Source organism: Huijunlia imazamoxiresistens, assembly GCF_037132455.1.
Lineage (GTDB): Bacteria > Bacteroidota > Bacteroidia > Chitinophagales > Chitinophagaceae > Flavisolibacter > Flavisolibacter imazamoxiresistens.
Genome location: NZ_JBBBEI010000022.1, coordinates 61752 through 81171, shown reverse-complemented (window position 1 = coordinate 81171; position 19420 = coordinate 61752). Strand labels below are relative to the sequence as shown.

General features: G+C 61.3%; 6 protein-coding genes. All 6 read left to right on the top strand.

All coding sequences use genetic code 11. The annotated features are described in order from the left end of the window. Positions 1-13: 13 nt before the first annotated feature. The 6 genes from V9K67_RS21235 to V9K67_RS21210 all read left to right on the top strand — a co-directional run bounded on the left by V9K67_RS21235 (position 14) and on the right by V9K67_RS21210 (position 19417). Positions 14-1783, top strand: a complete 1770-nt coding sequence (locus V9K67_RS21235) for a RagB/SusD family nutrient uptake outer membrane protein (RefSeq protein WP_336725995.1) — start codon at positions 14-16, stop codon at positions 1781-1783. A gap of 303 nt (positions 1784-2086) precedes the next feature. Next, positions 2087-6862 (top strand): rhamnogalacturonan lyase family protein, encoded by a 4776-nt coding sequence (locus V9K67_RS21230; protein WP_336725992.1) that lies wholly within the window; start codon positions 2087-2089, stop codon positions 6860-6862. A 450-nt stretch (positions 6863-7312) separates the two neighbouring features. After that, positions 7313-7615 carry a hypothetical protein gene (locus V9K67_RS21225; protein WP_336725991.1) on the top strand — a complete coding sequence of 101 codons (303 nt, stop codon included), beginning with the start codon at positions 7313-7315 and terminating at the stop codon, positions 7613-7615. Between the two features lie 138 nt (positions 7616-7753). After that, positions 7754-15583, top strand: a complete 7830-nt coding sequence (locus V9K67_RS21220; RefSeq protein WP_336725988.1) for a rhamnogalacturonan lyase family protein — start codon at positions 7754-7756, stop codon at positions 15581-15583. Between the two features lie 108 nt (positions 15584-15691). Beyond that, entirely contained in the window at positions 15692-16828 is a 1137-nt protein-coding gene (locus V9K67_RS21215) for a hypothetical protein (protein ID WP_336725985.1), read from the top strand. 282 nt (positions 16829-17110) lie between these two features. Beyond that, the gene (locus V9K67_RS21210; protein WP_336725983.1) at positions 17111-19417 is read left to right on the top strand and encodes a nitric-oxide reductase large subunit; all 2307 of its coding nucleotides are present in this window, start codon (positions 17111-17113) and stop codon (positions 19415-19417) included. The last annotated feature ends 3 nt before the right edge of the window (positions 19418-19420 follow it).

Here is a 19420-nt window from a genome sequence, read left to right as displayed (position 1 = left end):
AAGTAAAAAGACAATGAAATTCAACATAAAGAAAATCAAACGGGCTATGCCCGCCGCGGTAGTGGTGGCGGCTTGTCTGGCGCTGGGGTCGTGCAAAAAGCAATTCCAGCTGGAGCCCGAAACGGAGCTCAACACCACCCAGGTGTACCGCAACGTCTATGATGCCGATGCCGCCGTGATTGGCGTGTACGGCAAGCTGCTGGGCATCGCCAGGCAATATGTGATCCTGAACGAGCTGCGCGGCGACCTGATGCAGGTGACCCAGAACGCCGATGCCGCCCTGCGCGACATCAGCACCCACAAGGTAAAGCCGGGCAACCCCTATGCCGACCCGCGGCCCTTCTACGCCCTGATCAACGACTGCAACGACGTTTTGAAGAACTTCGGCAAGATGCGGGTGGAGAACAAGATGAAGCAGGAAGAGTACGACATGCGCTATTCCGACATCGGCGCCATCCGCTCGTGGCTGTACCTGCAGCTGGCCATCCACTTCGGCAAGGTCCCCTTCGTAACCGACCCGCTGGAAACCGTCGACGCGGTGAAGGACGCTTCCAGGTTCCCCCGCCTGGAATTCGAGCAGATGATCGACACGCTGATCGCCTTTACCGAGGCGCTGCCCTGGAAAGCCCCCTACCTGCCGGGCACCAACCTGATGATCACCGTGGACGGCACCCCCACCCAGCGCTTCTTTATCGAAAAGAACGGCCTGCTGGGCGACCTGCACCTCTGGAAGGCCAGCATCAACCCCGCTGCCACCCACCACTATCCCATTGCGGCTACCTATTACCGTAAGGTGATGGAAAGCGAAGGGTATTTCGTCGCCCCCGGCGGCGAACAGTTTTACGACCAGTTCAAGAACTCTTCCTTCGGCGACTTTTCCGTCACCTATGCCAAGGGCGGGGATATTTATTCCCTCACCGACAACAACACCGCCGGCTGGCGCTCGATGTTCGGCCGCAGCCTGGACAACTCCTGGCGCCAGGAATGGGTCTGGGCGCTGCCCTTCCATGCCTCCTTCAAGCCGGAGAATCCCTTCATCGACCTGTTTTCCAACAACGGCGGCCGTTATTTGGTAAAACCCTCGCAGGAGGCCATCGACAAGTGGAACGGCGAAACCCAGCGCAGCGGCCTGCCCTACGACGCCCGCGGGCAGATGACCTACAAAACGCTGGGCGGCCAGCCGGTGATCACCAAGTACCTCTACAACTACCTGGACGAGACCTCGCTGCTGCCGGTGAACCTGCTGCAGAAAGGCGGTACCTGGTTCCTCAGCCGTGCCTCGGGCCTGCACCTGAAGTTCGCCGAAGCGGCCAACCGCGATGGCCGTCCCCGCCTGGCGGTTTCCTTCATCAGCGGCGGCCTCGGCAGCAATTTCGATACCTCCACCGCCTCGGGCCGCGATGTCACCAACCTGCAGCATACGCTCTGGGAGAGCGAGCCGGCCTACCGCTTCGACGCCCGCCTGGGCGAGGTGCCGCGCTTCCGCGCCCCCTGGTACCGCCACACCAGCATCCGGCGCCGCTCGAACCTGCCGGACCTGTCCATCCCCGCCGGCGACAGCCTGAACACCATTGAACGGTCGCTGCTGCACGAGTCGGCCCTGGAGCTGGCTTACGAAGGCAACCGCTGGCCCGACCTGGTGCGCTATGCCCATCGCAACGGCGCCTCCGTGCTGGCTGATGCCGTTTACCGCAAGCTGCAAAAGGACGGCTTTGCCGGCGCCGCAGAAGTGCGTACCTACCTGGAAGATAAAAATCACTGGTACCTGCCGTTTAACTGGTAAGCGTACCCCAACGAGCAATACAGTCACACATTCAATCAAGCAGGCCCGCCGTTTCCACGGCGGGCATTTTGCCTGTTCCAGGCTTTGTTAAAAAAAAACGGATGAAATCCGCTTTTCCTTTCACCCTAATTTGCTGCTGAGGTGTTCTTTACTTGCGATCGTTAGCATCCGCGCCCGTGTAGCGAACAGAAGGGGAGGGGCGCCGGAGATAACGAATGTTTGGACCATTACCTGTAAAAAACTCAAACGGGACCTGCCGCCTTGGTAGCTCCCGGAAACGATTTAATAAACCCACGCTTGCAAATGAAAAGAACAGTACACGCTGCAAAGGCCAAGGGCAGGCCTATTTCCGCCCCCTCTTCCGCTTCTCCTTTTTCCCGAACGTTCCGAAAATGTAAAAGCCTGGTGCCGGTTTCGCTGGCGGTGGCGCTCTCGCTGTTTTCCGGCGAGTCGCAGGCCCAGCAATGGCAGATCCTGGGCACCGAGTCCGCTATCGGCCTGGCCGCTTCCAACTACACCAATATTACGCTGGTGCCGGATGCGGATACCTCTATTGCCTACGTGGCGTATACCGAGTCCAACATCGCCAAGGTAAAGAAGCGCAATGCCGACGGCAGCTGGACGCAGGTAGGCGGCAACGTTTCCGCCGGCACGGCCTCCTACACCCGGATCTACACCGACAAGACCAACAACCTGTACGTCACCTACGTGGATGGCGCCAACGGCAGCAGGCTGGCGGTAAAGAAGTACAATGCCGAAACCGGCGCCTGGGAAGCCCTGCTGGGCGACAACGCGAACCTGTATGTGTCGGCCGGATCGGTCAACGGCATGAGCGGCGTTACCCAATACGGCGGCACGCCCCGTTCCTCCCTGGCCTTCGATTCGGACAATAACCCCTACATCGCCTTTGCCGAGGGGGCCACGCTGGTCCCTTACGTGAAAAAATTTGACGGCGCCACCTGGGTCGCTGTCGGCGGCGGCGCCGTGGTCTCCGGCATCCGGACCGTGGCCCTGAGCCTGGTGCTCGACGAGTCGGACCAGCCCTGGCTGGCCTTTTGTAATGTAGGTACCACCTCTACCGGCTCCACGGGCAGCCTGGGACTTTACAACTTTAACGGTACTGCCTGGACGGCGATTGCCAACACTATCGGCGGTATCCGGCATACCTACCTGGCCATCAACAGCGCCGGCAACCCGGCCATCGCCTATTTCAATACCGGCAGCTCCAACCGCGCTACCGTGGCGGTGTACAACAAAGCCGCCGCCACCTGGAGTTCCACCGTGCTCGGCACCCGCGATTCTCCCAACATCAGCCTGCTCCGCGATGCCTCCGGCAACCTGTACTGCTCGTTCCTGGACTTTTATGCCTCCACCTCCCGCAACGTGGCCCGCGTGTTCAAGCAGTATACCGGCACCACGGCCTGGAAAGAGCTGAAAGACCCGCTGGTCAGCGCCGGCGTGGACGAGCCGATCGGCAACCCCGGCATTGCTGTGGGCAGCGATACCGCAGCACCCTATATTGTGTACACCAAAACCAACACGGCCGGGTATTCCGCCCCTGTTGTGCGTAAATTCATTCCCCCGGCGGCTCCCGTGACCATCGCCACCTCGGCCCTGGGCGCTTTCGGCACCACCACCGCGGTGATCGGCGGCGATATTACCGCCGACGGCGGCTCGCCCGTTACCGAAAGAGGCGTGGTATACAGCCTGACCTCTAATCCTACCATTTCGAATAACAAGGTCGTGGCGGCCACTACCGGTTCCGGTGCGTATACCGTTAACCTGAGCGGCCTGAGCCCGGCCACCCTGTATTATATCCGCGCCTATGCCATCAATGCCGGCGGTGTCTCTTACGGCGGCAACGTGCGCCTGGCCACCCTGGCCACGCCCGATGCCCAAGTGAGCTCGCCCAAGCAGGTAGAGTTCCTTACCCGGGCCCTGGTGGCCGTGCGCCGCAACACCAGCACCGTGTTCGTGAGCTGGCGCCTGCTGGCCACCGATCCCTCGGCCATCGGCTTCAACCTGTACCGCGACGGCGTTAAAGTAAACCAGACCCTGATCACCGGATCTACCAACTTCCTGGATACCGTGGCCACCAACGGCACCTACACCGTACGTCCCGTGCTGAACGGCGTAGAGGGCGCTCCTTCCGCTTCCGCAACGGCCTGGGCCAACAACCAGCTGACCATTCCCCTGCAAATTCCCGACGGTGGCACCACCCCCGACGGCGTAGCGTATACCTACACGGCCAACGACGCCTCGGTGGGCGATGTGGACGGCGACGGCGCGTACGAGATTTTTCTCAAATGGGACCCGACTAAGCTGAACCACAACTCGGGCGGCTATTCCGGCGACCAGATCATCGACTGCTATAAGCTGGACGGCACCCGCCTGTGGCGCATCAACCTGGGCAAGAACCTCAATGCCGGCCCGCACTTCACCCAGTTCATGGTGTACGACCTGGACGGCGACGGCAAGGCGGAGATCGCCATGAAAACCGCCGACGGTACGATCGACGGCACCGGAACGGTGATCGGTGACCCCTTGGTGGACTACCGCAACAGCGGCGGCTGGGTGGACAAAGGCCCCGAATACCTGACCGTATTCAATGGGCAGACCGGTGCCGCCATGGCCACCGTTCCCTTTGGCATTCCCCGCGGCCAGTACTCCGACTGGGGCGACAGCTACGGCAACCGTGCCGAGCGTTATGTATCGGCGGTAGCTTACCTGGACGGCGCCCGCCCGAGCCTGGTGATCGGCCGCGGCTATTACGACAAACTGGTACGTGCCGCCTACGACTGGCGCAACGGCCAGCTGACCCTGCGCTGGAAATTCGACAGCAAGGACGCCAGCGACCCCGCCAACAACGCCTACAGCAGCATGGGCAACCACCAGATGACCATCGGCGACGTGGACGGCGACGGCAAGGACGAAGTGATCAACGGCTCCTCGGCCATCGACGACGACGGCACCCGCCTGTGGACCTGGGGCTATGGCCACGGCGACGCCCTGCACATGACCGATATGGACCCCGACCGTCCCGGCCAGGAGATCTGGCAGTGCCTGGAATCTCCCGGCCAGTATGACGGCAAAGGCATCCGCCTCAATGACGCCAAAACCGGCCAGACCATCTTTGGCGTCGCCACTACCGGCGACGTGGGCCGTGCCCTGGCCGCCGATGTCGACCCCACCCACCGCGGCTTTGAAATGTGGAGCTCTTCCGGCACGTTTTATAATGTCCAGGAAGGCGAGATCGGCACCAACAAACCCGTCGGCGCCAGCACCTCGGTGAACCATGCCGTGTGGTGGGACGGCGACCTGGGTCGCGAACTGTTCGACGGCACCATCCTGGAAAAGTGGAACCCCACGACCAAAGCGGTGAACCGCCTGGTGACCGTCTACCAGCAGGCGCCCATTTCTTCCAACAACGACACGAAGAAGAACGCCGCCCTCACCGCCGACATCCTGGGCGACTGGCGGGAGGAGATCCTGCTGCGCAAATCGGACAACTCCGCCCTCATCCTGTTCACCACCAACATTCCTTCGGACTACCGCATCCCCACGCTGATGCAGGACCCGCAGTACCGGACGGCCATTGCCTGGCAGAATTCAGGCTATAACCAGCCCCCGCATCCTGGCTTCTACCTGGGTTACGAGACCAATACAAATGCACTGGCCCCGTACCACATCGCCGTGAAAGATATCGTGGCGCCTGAAGTGAGCAGCATCACCCGCCAGGCACCCGACACCGCCGCTTCCAATGCCACATCGGCTACGTTCCGCGTGATCTTTTCCGAAGAAGTGAGCGGCGTGGATGGTTCCGGATTTACCCTGGCCACCACCGGCAACCTGGCCGGAACCATTGCTTCGGTAACCGCCCTGAACGGCTCGGTATACGAAGTCACCGTGGACGGCCTGACCGGTGAAGGCGACTTGCGCCTGGACGCTCCGGCCACCGCCGCTATAACCGATGCCTCGGGTAATGCCCTGGCAGGAGGCTTTAGCACCGGCGAAACCTTCACCCGTGTAAAAGCAGCGCAGACCATCAGCTTTGGTGCCCTGCAACCGCAATACGTGGGCGACCAGGTAGCGCTGTCGGCTACCGCTTCTTCCGGTGCCGCCGTTACGTACAGCTCCTCCAATCCCGAAGTGGCCACCATCAACGGCTCGACCGTGCAGGTGGTGGGCGCCGGCACCACCACCATCACCGCTTCCCAGCAGGGCGACAATCGGTACCTGGCCGCTACGCCGGTAGCGCAGACCCTGACCGCCGAGAAAAAAGAGCAGGCCATTACCTTCGCTTCCCTGTCGGAGAAAGGATATGGCGACGGCGACTTCGACGCCGGTGCTGCCGCCAGTTCCGGCCTGAGCGTGGCGTATGCCTCCTCCAATCCGGAAGTAGCCGAGATCGTGGGGGGCAAAGTGCGGATCAAGGGCCTGGGTACGACGCTGATCGCAGCTGCCCAGGAAGGCAATTACATGTACAAGGCAGCGGCAACCCTTACCCAAAGCCTGACCGTGAAAGACAAGCAGGCGCCCCTGCAGCCGCAGGCGCTGACCACCACGAAAACCGCCGACGGCAGGGTGGGACTGATGTGGCAGGCGCCCACCGACGACATCGGTGTGACGGGCTACTACGTGTTCCTCAACGGCAAGCAGCTCAACGAGCAGCCGCTGACCGTGACCAGCTTTATTACCGATGCTCCTTCCGGAAGCCTGGTATATGCTTATACCGTGATCGCCGCCGATGCGGCCGGCAACCTGTCGCCTGAAAGCGCCACGGCCCTGTTCTCCAACAGCAGCGGCAATGGCGGGGCGAACGCTTCACTGGAAATACTCAAAGTGTTCCCGAACCCCAACGAAGGCAACTTCAAGGTGCGGTTGAACAGCAAGGAAACAGGTACCGTCAACATCACCATCTGCAACGCCCAGGGTGCCGTGGTTCAAAGCACCAGCGAAGGCAAGAGCGGCGATGTGTACCAGCGCGAGTTCAGGATGCAAGGCGCGCAGAAAGGCATGTACCTGGTACGGGTAGCCGTAGGTACCTTTGTCCAGACCAGCATCGTCATGATCCAGTAACCGATTCAATTATGCAGAACGGCTCCGGGGACCCCCCGGGGCCGTTCTGCTTTTTGCAGGGCGAAAAAAAGTTTTTATTTCTTTCACCCGTTTTGCCGTCCTGCGTGTTTTCATAAGATACCCTGTATTTTTTTTCGAAAACGGGGGTTATCCGTCCGACAGAAAACAGGATCCGACCCACTTACTAACGGTTCGCCATAACCGTATTGAAGGCTGAGAGGCTGCTTCCCCACCGGGGTGCGGCCTCTTTTTGTATTCACGAAACATTTTCGAAAACTCGTGAAAATTTTCGAAAAATCTACTATATCGATTTCGTAAATAAAGTAGTAAAACTAGCGTAAAAGCAGCGCGAAACGGCTCATCTTTGATGGGAGCCCGGGAGGAAGGAGCGGAGTACCGGTAACGTGCAACCGAAGGGCCTCAACTCACCACATTGTCAATCTACCGATTATGCTGCTATACGATCAGGCTGTCGCCACCGTCCTCAATGCCCGTCCGGGTGTACGGGAATTCTTTATTTCCGTTTGTTATTGCCAGCGTACCTATCGCTACAAAGTGGAACAGTTGCCCCTCGGGGAAGGCGAGGAACTGATCCGCGTCATCAGCCCCAAAAAGACCGTCCAGCTCACCGCCCGCCGCCTCCGCACGGGCCGTGACCAAGTGAAAAAGAAATACTCCTACGACAAGACCGCTTTCAGCAATAAGCTGTTCATGGGCCGTATCATCGAGGCCATCGAGCAATACCCCGGCTAAGAAGATCCGGCAACCGAAATTTCTTTTGCAATACAGTCAAAAACAAGCAAGCGTGGGTCCCCTGTTTCTACAGGGGACATTTTTCCTGTATGCGTTGCTTTTCCCTGCTCCTGTCATCAATTCCAAGAATCATAGCCAATGAAACGATTGTTACCCATCCGTAAATCCGTCTTTAAAAACCTGGGGGCCGCCTTTCTCGGCCTCTGTTCCCTGCTGTACGCGGACGCCGCGTACGGCCAGCGGAAAATGGAAAAGCTGGGAAGGGGCGTGGTCGCCACCCGCACCGCCACGGGCAAGATCCTGGTCTCCTGGCGCCTGCTCGGGACCGAGCCCCAGGACATCGGCTTTAACCTGTACCGTTCGGCCAACGGCGGCGCCCCCGTCAAACTGAACAGCGAGGTGCTCTATGCCGGCACCAACTTCGAGGACCTGACCGCCACTGCTTCGGCGGCCAACACCTACTTTGTCAAGCCCGTCTGGGGCGGGGCCGAAAAGGCGGCCGAAGGCTCCTTTACCGTGCCGGCCAATACGCCCACCGCTCCCTACTACCGGGTGCCCATGCGCACCATCGCCAACTACCAGCTGCGCTACGCCTACGTGGGCGACCTGGACGGCGACGGCGAATACGACTTCGTGGTGCACCGCGGCCCGAAATCGGGCACCCCCTCCACCGTGCCCGACCTGGTGGAAGCCTACAAGCGCGACGGCACCCACCTGTGGACCATTGAGATGGGTCCCAACAGCTACGAGCGCGATAACATTTACGCCGGCTCCGCAGCCCTGCACTGCGGCCACGGCGACAACATGACCGTATACGACATGGACTGCGACGGCAAGGCCGAAGTGATCGTGCGGACCGCCAACGGCGTCAAGTTCGCCGACGGCAGCATGGTGGTCGACGCCAACAACAACAAGCAGTTCGTGTCGGTGCTCAATGGCATGACCGGTAACGAAATTTCCCGGGCGCCGGTGCAGCACCCCTACGTGGCGGCCGGCCCCATGAACGGCCACATGGGCATTGCTTATCTCGACGGCATCCACCCCAGCATCGTACTGATGGCCGCCAACCGCAATGCCGACCTGTCGTTCAACGAGGTGGTCAATACCTGGAATTGGAAAGCCGGGGGACTGGAGCACAACTGGTTCTTCGACCTGGCGGGCAAAAAGCTGCCCACCGGCCACCAGATCAAAATCTTTGACATCGACGGCGACGGCAAGGACGAGATCGTACCCCAGGCCTTTGCCCTGGACGACAACGGCACCTTGCTGTACAACCTCTACGACCAGGCCATCGACCACGGCGACCGCTTCGCCATCGGCGACCTGGATCCCAAGCGCCCCGGCCTGGAGCTGTACGGCGTGCAGCAGGGCTACAGCAAGCTGGGCATCATGTGGTATTACTGCGATGCCCGGACCGGCAAGGTGCTGCTGAGCCAGAGCAATCCCTCCAACCCCGATATGGGCCGCGGCATGACCGGCGACTTCGACCCCCGCTACAACGGCCATGAGCTGTACACCTTCGTGGAAGGCCTCTACAACGTTTCGGGCGTGGTTACCTCCACCCGCCTCCCGGGCTATTACCCCAACCAGCGCATCTGGTGGGATGGCGACCTGGCCTCGGAGATCCTGGACCAGGACAAGTTTGCCAAATGGAACTACCTGACCAATAACGACTCCCGCCTGTACACCGCCACTTCGGCCGCTACCGGCGCCGGCGTTACCCTCAACGGACGGGTACACCCCGCCCTATACGGCGACCTGATCGGCGACTGGCGCGAGGAGGCCGTTTACGAGTCGAACGAGAACAACGCCCTGGTGATCCTCACCACCCCTTATTTTACCGACCACCGGATCTACACCCTGCCCCATAACCCGGGCTACCGCAACGATATGTGCGTGAAAGGGTACTACCAGTCCAACAACCCCGACTACTTCATCGGCTTCGGCATGCAGGCGCCCCCGCTGCCGCCCATACAGGAAGCCACGGCCTACTGGACGGGCCTTACCCCCGTTTGGGACCACGCGGCCACCAACTGGAGCAACGGTACAGCTGCCCGTCCCTTTGCCGACGGCGATACCCTTATGTTCGACATCCGCGGCAACAGCGCCGACACCCTTCGGCTGAATGCTACTGCCGCCCCCGCCCGCATCTGGGCCATGAACCCCGAGGGCAAGGATTATATCATTGGCGGCAGCGGCAAGCTCACCGGCACGATGGACCTGTGGAAAACCAAGCCGGGCTCCTTTACCCTGGCAGGTGCGCACGACTATACCGGTCCCACGCTGGTGACCGAAGGACAGTTCAACGTCGACGGCTCGGTACAGAGCAAGGTCTTTGTCAAAGGCCTCGGCGCCCTGGGCGGACGCGGCACCCTGGCCGGCGGCCTTTCGCTGGATGCCGGCGTCAGCTCCAAGGGCGGCCACATCAGCCCGGGCTTTGGCGCCACGGGTGAACTGCTGGGAACCCTCACCGTAAGCGGCGACCTGCAGGTGGGCGGCAACAACAACTTTACCTTCGACGTCCTCCCGGGCGCTCCAAAAATCAACGACTCGCTGGTGGTGACCGGCAACCTGTCGTTCACCGGCACCAGCCGGCTGGTGGTGAACTTTTCGGGCAACAACTTTGTGCCCGGCACCTACACCCTCATCCGCAGCCTCGGCACCCTCACCGCTGCGCCGGCCAACTTTACCGTGGAAGGCATCGGCGGTGTTTCCAAAGAACTGCTGGTGGAAAACAACTCGGTAAAGATCCGCATCAACGCTGCTCGCCCGGCCGCCCACACGGTCTGGACCGGAGCGGTGGACACCACCTGGGATTTTGACCACCAGAACTTCAGCCTGGAGGGCTCCGCCACGGCCTTCGTATCGGGCGACAACCTGACCTTCGACTCCACTGCCGTTCAGCGCAACATCGTGCTGACCGAGACAGTGTACCCGGCTTCGGTTACGGTTAATGGTGATTCGGCCTATACGATTTCCGGTACCGGCAGCATCGGCGGCGCCACCGGCCTGGTGAAGAACGATTCCTCCAACCTCACGTTGGCCTCCGCCACCCATACCTATACCGGAAAAACCATCATCAACGGCGGGACGCTCACCGTGGCCCGCCTGGGCCTGCGCAACGAGCCTTCGTCCATCGGGGCTGCGGATTCCGCAGCTGCCAATATCCTCATCAGCAATGCCAACCTGGTGGTGAACGAACGCAGCACCACCAACCGGTCCATGACCATAAACGGTACCACCACCATCACCATCCCGGTGGCGGCCAACTACGCCATCTTCGACGCCGACATTACCGGCAACGGGGGGCTGGTGAAGGATGGTCCGGGCGCCGTGTACCTGGTAGGAGCGAAGAGCTTTACCGGTCCCGTGCTCATTAAATCCGGCCGCATCAACCTGCGCCGCAAGGAAGGCAACATGGGCGGCCTGGGCACCAGCAACGACATTACCCTGGAAAACGCCACCCTGGCGCTGGAAGATGTGCGCGACTATGCCGCCATTCCCTACAACCTGACCGTGCCGGGGGGCAAAGAGGCCACCCTGGTCACCGACGGCCGCAGCTCGCTGCTGGGCACCCTGAAGGGATCGGGCACCCTGAACCTCGACAACCCCTTTATCCGCACGGACTACCGGGGCAACTGGTCGGCGTTTACCGGTAAGCTCCAGGTGCTGCAGAACGACCTGCGCATTGCCAATACCTTTGGCTATGCCAACGCCGCCATCAACCTGGCCGGCGGCAAGATGTATTCCATCTCCGGGGCCTCCTCCACCATCGCCATCGGCGAGCTGTCGGGTGTAGCCGGTACTTCGCTGGGCTCCGACAACAGCACCGCCATCTGGACCATCGGCGCGAAAAATACCGATGCCACCTTTGCGGGCAACATCGGCAAATCGGCCCTGACCAAGGTGGGCACCGGTACGCTCACGCTAACCGGCAGCAACACCTACAGCGGCGCCACCAACATCAATGCGGGCCGCCTGCTGGTGAACAATAGCACCGGCACCCGCGGTACCGGCGCCGGCGCGGTAACGGTAGCCTCCGGCGCCACCCTGGGCGGCACCGGCTTTATCAAGGGCGCCATCACCGTTCAATCGGGGGCGAAGCTGCAACCCGGTTCCAACGGCATCGGCACCCTCACCGACAGCACCAGCGTCACCTTTGCTTCCGGCGCCATCGCCGAAATGGAGGTCAACACCAGCGCTTCGGTGTACGACCAGCTGAAAGTGACCGGCAGCATCGCCTACAACGGCAAGCTGGTGCTTAGCAAAACCGATAACGTCGATTTCGTCATCGGCGACCAGTTCCGGCTGTTCGACGCCACTTCGTACAGCGGCGCATTCACATCCATCGAGCCCGCCGTACCCGGCCCCGGCCTCAAATGGGACCTGAGCGAGCTGGGTACCACAGGTACCCTGAAGGTAGCGGTGGACGCCAGCGGCGTAATCACCACCTATTACTGGAAAGGTACGGGCGGCACCGCCACCGACCCGGCCAGCTGGAGCTCCGGCACCAACTGGAATACCGCAGCCGACGGATCGGGTGCCACCCGCACCCGCCCCGCCGGGGACGATATCCTGATCTTCGACGGCAACGTGATCGGCACTTCCGAACAGTATATCGGCCACCTGCCCACGCAAACCGTCGGCTCCCTGCAGGTGATCAATGGCGCCCGTGTCGCCTTCCAGGCTGACACCGCCCATCTCTATACCGGCAGCACCTCCCTGGTTGCCGGCCGCCTGCTGGTCAACAGCACTACCGGTACCAAGGGTATCGGCGCGGGCGCGGTGACCGTTGCCAACGGCGCTATCCTGGGCGGCACCGGCTATGTGAAGGGCGCCATTTCGGTGAATGCCGGCGGCACCCTCCAGCCCGGCTCCGACGGTATCGGTGCGCTCACCGGCGGCACCAGCATCACGCTGGCCGACGGCGCCACCACCGAAATGGACATCAACAAATCAGCGGCTTCTTTCGACGTGCTGAAAGTCGCCGGCGGCATTGCCTTCAACGGCAAGCTGTCCCTCACCAAAACCGGCGCGGCCAACTTTGCCGCCGGCGACCAGTACCGCCTGTTTGAGGGGGGCACGTATAGCGGTGGGTTTACCTCCTTCCAGCCGGCCACTCCGGGTGCTGGCCTGAAATGGGATACCACCGACCTGCGCACCACCGGCACCCTGAAAGTGGCGGCGGACATTACGGCCAGGACCTACTACTGGAGGGGCGGCCTCGGCAGCGTGAACACGCCTGCCAACTGGAACACTTCTGCCAACTGGAGCACTGCCCGTACCGGCACCGCCACCGGGCGGCCCACCCCCGCCCCGGATGATATCCTGGTGTTCGACGGCAGCCTCCAGGGCACCGGCGACTGTTACGTGGGGCAGCTCTCCACCCAAACGGTGGGCGCGCTGCAGTTCGTCAACGGCGCCAAGGTGAATTTCGCTTCTTCGGTGTACCCCACCACCTCCATATCCGATGCCTTTACCTCCGCGGTTTACGGCGGCTGTACCTACGCCGTTACGGGCACCACGGGCAGCTTTGCTTCCCTGAAGCCGGGTGACGTCATCACCACTGCTTCCGCGGTCGTCAACCCCATGCCGTATGCGCAGGTGCTGGCCGTCCAGGACGCGACGCACATGACCGTGTCGAAGGAAGGGTCCTTCCCCGCCACCGCACAGGCGCAGTACTTCCTGGCGCCGACTCTGTACACCGGCACGCTGACGGTAGACGCCACCTCCACGATCCAGTTCGGAACGGGCGCCAATTCGTTTTATTCCTTTGTGCTGAACACCAGGGGCGGCACCGTTGCCGGCAAGGTGAACTTCGTCAGCCGCGGCGGCCACCACAAGCTGGTGTGCACCACCCCCAACGGCGGCAGCGCCACGGCGGGCCTGCACTTCACCGGCGGAGCGGCGCTGAGCATCAGCACCAGCACGTCCGGCAAGGGCAACTACAACCTGGGCAACACCCTGGGCCAGTACCTCGACGGCAAGTTTATCTTTAATGATGGCCAGGGCGCCAACAACCGCCTGCCCGGTTATACCGGTGCTGCCGGCATCGTCTTCGAGTCGGGCAGCACCTTTACCATGGGGGCGGGCGAACACCATACCCCGCTGGGCACTTCCTTTGCCGCCACGGGCGACCTCACGTATACGCCGGCAACCGCCTTTATGCCCGGCAGCAAATACGTGAACAACAGCGCCAGGATCTCGGCCCCGCAGTTTATCGGGAATGACGAGCGGGTAAGCTACCCCAACCTGGAGTTCCAGGCAGGCTTCCCCACCAACCTCAACCTGGGCAGGGTGGAAACCCTGACCGTGGGCGGCACCTCCGGTGCGGCCGTGAATACCGGTTCGCTGGTGGTGACCGGCGACATCGTGAACCTCACCGCCAACGCCATCAACTTCGGCAACGTGCTGCTGGGCGGTACCGCCAACCAGGCCATCTCGGGCAACGGGCCGGTCGCCTTCGGCAACCTGAACATCGCCGACAAGGCGCAGGTGACCCTGGGCCGCAACGTTACGGCCACCAACGTGGACCTGCTGGGCAAGCTCCATTTCGGCAGCTACACCCTCGCCGGCAGCGGCGTCTTTGCCACCTATGCGCCTTATACGAAGGAAACCACCTCCGCGTTCACCTTCGGCTCGAAGGCCGTCAGCGGCGTGACCAATACCGGTGCCGGCACGCTCCAGTACGAGTATCCCCTGGGATCGAGCGTGACCGCCGGCGCCTCCCTGGCCGCCCGGACCCTGTACCGTTCCTTCACCGGCGGTACGGACGGACAGTTGTCCACCTTTGCACTGGCCACGGCCGGCGAGCAGGCCGCGACCTTCTCTATCGAGGGATCGTCCTACACCACCGGCGGCGTCCCCCTCACCGCTGCGGCACCGGGCTTCAGCTACCTGCTGGAGGTGAACGGCCGCGAAGAACAGGTCATCACTTTCGGCGCCCTGGGCCAGAAGTTCATGGGCGAGCCGGATTTCAACCCGGGCGCTACCGCTTCTTCGGGTCTGCCGGTGAGCTATGCCTCCTCTAACGAGGACGTGGCCATCGTCCAGGGCGGGTTGCTCCGGATCGTGGGCGTGGGCACCACCACCATCACCGCTACCCAGCCGGGTGATGCGGCCAACCAGGCGGCACCTGCCGTAGCGCAGGAGCTGACCGTGGTGAAGAAGGGCCAGGCGATCACCTTCGCCGCCCTGGGCGAGAAAGGCTATGGCGATGCCGACTTCAATGCCGGCGCCACCGCCACTTCCGGCCTGAGCGTGGTGTATAGTTCCTCCAACCCCGAAGTGGCCGAGATCGTAAACGGCCAGGTGCGCATCAACGGCCTGGGCACGACGCTGATCGCCGCCGCCCAGGAAGGCAACGAGGTATACGAGGCAGCCGCAACGGTGATCCGGAGCCTGACCGTTACTGACAAGAAAGCGCCCCTGCAGCCGCAGGCCCTGACCACCACCAAAACGGCGGATGGGAAAGTGGGCCTGATGTGGCAAGCTTCCAGCGATGACATCGGCGTAACCGGCTACTATGTGTTCCTCAACGGCCGGCAGCTTAATGAACAGCCGCTGACCACTACCAGTTACGTCACCAATGCCCCGGCCGGCAGCCTGGTGTATGCCTACACCGTGATTGCGGCGGATGCGGCGGGCAACCTGTCGCCCGAAAGCGCCTCGGCCCTTTTTGCCAACAGCAACGGAGGCGGCAACGCCAACCCTTCGCTGGAGATCCTCAAAATTTTCCCCAACCCCAACGGAGGCAACTTCAAGGTGCGGCTGAACAGCGAGGAAACCGGCACGGTAGTGATCGGTATTTACAACAGCAAGGGCGTGCTGGTCCAGAGCACCAGTGAAGGCAAGTCGGGCGATGTATACCAGCGCGAGTTCAACCTGCACCGCCTGAACAAAGGCATGTACCTGGTAAAAGTGGCCGTAGGCTCCTTTATGCAGACCAGCATTGTGCTGATCCAGTAACTTTGTTACCGGTAGAAATACAGGCAGGTGCAACCTGCTCCATCACGCGAACAAGGCCATTTTATGGCCTTGTTCGCTTATTGTAACCCAAATAAAAAAACGAAACGCATGAAGCATTTTCTGGCCCTGCTGTGGGTGTTCCTGGGTGTTTCCGGAACGACTGCGGGTAAGCTGTGGGCCCATGCAGAAAAGATCTATTACCTCAAAGGGCAGGTGGGGAAGCGCGAGCTGGTAGTCCGGATGCTTTGTTACGACGAGACGCCTACCCGCTATATCACCTACTTTTTCGGGGACGATAAACAGGACCGGTCCCTGGCCGGCACCTTTGCCGACCCGTACTGGACCTTTTTGCCAAAGGAAGAAAAAGGGTCGGAGACCCCCTCGCAAATACGGTTACGCATCACCGAAAGTATCCCGGACAGTTGCTGGAAAGGCAGCTGGACGGACACCGCGGGCAAAAGCCAGGACCTTGTGCTGACCCACTTGCCGGCCGACTCCCTGGCAGCGGCTTTTGCCGATCTTCCTTTTTTAAAAGAAACTGATCCCTACGACTGCTACAAGCTGGCGCACCTGCAATTTACCCTCCTGCGCAGCGAACAAAAGACCAAAGAACTGGCCTGCGACTGGTACCGCGAGGCGGCATCCGGCATCACCTCCTTCCGGCTGCGGCGGCTGGACAAAAAAGGGCAAACAGCCACCATCAACGAAGCACTCCGGGCGCTCCACCTGTCCCTGGCGCAAGCTTGGTTCAGCCATCTCCCGGGCCTTCGCCCGGCAGGCGTGGAGGTGCGCCTGCCCTACCTGACGGGCGAGCTGGCCAGCATCCGGGTGGTGGCGAAAAGCCGGACGGCGGCGGGCGACACGGTGGCGGCGAAGCAGCAGGTGACGCTGGCCCTGGAGAGCGGCAAACAGGTGGACCTGGAGCAGCTGCTTTGTTTTGAACAGGGGGCGGCCAAGCCGCGCATCGAGGACATGTTCCAGGTGTACAAATACCGCAAGGCCGTTTTCGGCCCGAAGCTTTTTTCCCTGTTGTCGGAGCTTTATCCCGGCCGGCTGACCGGCGACAGCTGCGGCACCGGCAAGGCGGAGACCTGGGCCCTGCCGGCCTGGAGCCTGACCACCGCCGGCATCGCCTTTGGTACCCCCCAGGGCGATCCCTGTAACGCCCTGCAATGGGCCGTTATCCCTTACGAAAAGCTCCGCCCGTACCTGGAAAAAACCTATCACCTGGCGCCGGTACGGTAAATGTCCCGAAGGCCTTCATGCAAAGTGAGCTCCTGGACCCACAGCTTAAGCCGCTGCTGTACGGGGGGGGGGCGGGCCTAAGGGATGTCATCACGGAGGGGCAGACGGCCGGTATCATGGAAATGAACCCGAAACGCTGCTTTAGCTATTGTTTCCTTTGATCGGCAAGTTGCATGGTTGTAACTGCTTATTTAGCGCTGACCAAAGCAAACGGGGGAGTTGATCCTGCTCAGCATGTAACGGGAGGATTTTGACCTCCTTTGCAGGAAACTACAACCCCACATGAAAAGCGCAAAAAAACTCTGGATCGCCTTCAGCCTCGTGGTGGGCATTTCCTTCCTGGTACTCGGATTTTACGGGTATAAGATCTACCAGAAGGCTCCTCCGATCCCCAAAGAAGTAGTGATGACGGATGGCCGGGTGCTGTTTACCGGCGATGAAATAAAAGACGGCCAGAACGTATGGCAATCCGTCGGCGGCCAGCAGCTGGGAAGCGTTTGGGGCCACGGTGCCTACCAGGCGCCCGACTGGAGCGCCGACTGGCTGCACCGCGAGTCCACCTACATGCTCGACCAGCTGGCCGTCCAGGCCTTCCTGCAGAAATTTTCCCAACTCAAAACGGAGCAGCAGGCGCTGCTGCAGGAGCGGTTGCAGCAGGAGATCCGCCGCAACACCTACGACCCGCAGACCGGCCGTCTTACCGTGTCGCCCCTAAGGGCCGAAGCCATTGCCGCCACCGCTGCCCACTACCGGGGCCTGTTCCGGGCCGATCCCCGGCTGGAACAGCTGCGTACCGCTTATTCCCTCCCGGCCAATACTATTAAGGACGATAGCCGCATGCACCGGATGAATGCTTTTTTCTTCTGGGCTGCCTGGTCGTGCGTCACCCTCCGGCCGGGTGAAAATGTTTCCTATACCCAGAACTGGCCACCCGACCGCATTATTGGCAATACCCCCACCAGCGACCTGGTGCTGTGGACCGGCTTCAGCGTGATCATGCTGCTGTTCGGCATCGGGGTGCTGGTGTACCACCACGCCAAAACCAAAGAGGAAGAAGTGGAGCCGGAGCACCTGCCCAAAAAAGACCCGTTGTTGCGCATCGTTGCCACCCCTTCCATGAAAGCCACCCTCAAATACTTCTGGATCGTATCGGCCCTGATTGTATTGCAGGTGTTCCTGGGCATTTTCACCGCCCACTACGGCGTGGAAGGCAACGGCTTTTACGGCCTGTCCATCGCCAACCTGATACCTTATTCCGTCGGCCGCACCTGGCACGTGCAGCTGGCCATTTTCTGGATCGCCACCTCCTGGCTGGCGACCGGCCTGTACATTGCGCCCGCCGTTTCCGGTTATGAGCCCAAATACCAGCGGCTGGGCGTGAATTTTTTGTTCATTGCCCTGCTGGTGATCGTAGGCGGCTCGCTGCTGGGGCAGTGGCTGGGCGTGATGCAAAAGCTGGGACTGATCCAGAACTTCTGGTTCGGCCACCAGGGATACGAGTACGTGGACCTGGGCCGCTTCTGGCAGCTGTTCCTCTTCGTGGGGCTGTGGCTGTGGCTGGCCCTGGTGTACCGGGCCCTGCGTCCTGCCATCAAGGCCCGCACTGCCGACCGTAATTTGCTGATCCTGTTCCTGGTGGCCTCCACCGCTATTGCCCTGTTTTACGGCGCCGGCCTGATGTGGGGCCGCCATACCAACCTGGCCATAGCTGAATACTGGCGGTGGTGGGTGGTGCACCTGTGGGTAGAAGGCTTTTTCGAAGTCTTCGCCACCGTGGTCTCGGCCTTCCTGTTTGTGCGTATGGGCCTGCTGCAGATCCGCACCGCCACGCTGAGCGTATTGTTTTCCACCATCATCTTTCTGGCCGGTGGGATTTTGGGTACCTTCCACCACCTGTACTTTTCCGGCACGCCGACCGCCGTGCTGGCCCTGGGCGCCACCTTCAGCGCGCTGGAGGTAGTGCCGCTGGTGTTGCTGGGCATTGAAGCCTGGGGGCAATACCAATTAAGCAAGTCCACTTCCTGGCTGGAGGCCTACAAATGGCCGATCTATTGTTTCATTGCCGTGGCTTTCTGGAACTTTTTGGGTGCCGGCATCTTCGGCTTCATCATCAACCCGCCCATCGCCCTGTATTACATGCAGGGGCTCAATACGACGCCGGTCCACGGGCATACGGCCCTGTTCGGGGTGTACGGCATGCTGGGCATCGGCCTGATGCTGTTTGTGCTCCGGGGCCTTTATAACCAATACGCCTGGAAAGAGGGGGTGATCCGGTTTTCGTTCTGGAGCATTAATGTCGGTTTACTGGTGATGGTGGTGATCTCCGTGCTGCCCATCGGTATTTTGCAAACGCAGGCCAGCGTGGAGCAGGGCATGTGGTATGCCCGTTCGGCGGAATTCCTGCAGCAGCCCGTGATGCAGACGCTTCGGTGGCTGCGTGCCCCCGGCGACCTTATTTTTGCAGCCGGAACCTTAAGCCTGGCCTGGTTCGTGGTGGGACTGGCTACCGGTAAATCCCTGGACCGCTCCCGGAAACTGGAGGATGCTGCCAAAGCGGAAAAGGTTTCCGAACCCGTTTACCTTAATTAAAAG

Coding starts and splice junctions, on each gene's coding strand:
- V9K67_RS21235 (WP_336725995.1), top strand. CDS start 14: ATGAAATTCAACATAAAGAAAATCAAACGGGCTATGCCCGCCGCGGTA.
- V9K67_RS21230 (WP_336725992.1), top strand. CDS start 2,087: ATGAAAAGAACAGTACACGCTGCAAAGGCCAAGGGCAGGCCTATTTCC.
- V9K67_RS21225 (WP_336725991.1), top strand. CDS start 7,313: ATGCTGCTATACGATCAGGCTGTCGCCACCGTCCTCAATGCCCGTCCG.
- V9K67_RS21220 (WP_336725988.1), top strand. CDS start 7,754: ATGAAACGATTGTTACCCATCCGTAAATCCGTCTTTAAAAACCTGGGG.
- V9K67_RS21215 (WP_336725985.1), top strand. CDS start 15,692: ATGAAGCATTTTCTGGCCCTGCTGTGGGTGTTCCTGGGTGTTTCCGGA.
- V9K67_RS21210 (WP_336725983.1), top strand. CDS start 17,111: ATGAAAAGCGCAAAAAAACTCTGGATCGCCTTCAGCCTCGTGGTGGGC.